The 285-nt window shown below is 56.8% G+C and carries 1 tRNA gene; it reads left to right on the plus strand.

The features are described 5' to 3' along the window. The first annotated feature begins 6 nt into the window (after nucleotides 1-6). A tRNA-Met gene (locus tag AAEZ03_RS26865) sits at nucleotides 7-83 on the plus strand. Nucleotides 84-285 lie beyond the last annotated feature (202 nt).

A 285-nucleotide genomic window follows, 5' to 3' on the forward strand; every position in this document is an offset into this window, starting at 1 on the left:
CACAGACGCGGGATGGAGCAGTCTGGTAGCTCGTCGGGCTCATAACCCGAAGGTCGTCGGTTCAAATCCGGCTCCCGCAACCAAACATCGAAAAAGGCTACTCGAAAGAGTGGCCTTTTTTGTGCGCGCTGGTTTTATACCCCAAACCCGTAGGAGCGAGCTTGCTCGCGATCTTTTGATCTTGATCTAAGAGCCCCCCCTCACCCTAGCCCTCTCCCGAAGGAGAGGGAACCGATTGGGGGATGCTGAAGATATTCGGTGGCCTGTTTGCTGCGCGACAGCGCG

It is taken from the genome of Pseudomonas sp. HY2-MNA-CIBAN-0224, assembly GCF_040310285.1.
Lineage (GTDB): Bacteria > Pseudomonadota > Gammaproteobacteria > Pseudomonadales > Pseudomonadaceae > Aquipseudomonas > Aquipseudomonas helleri.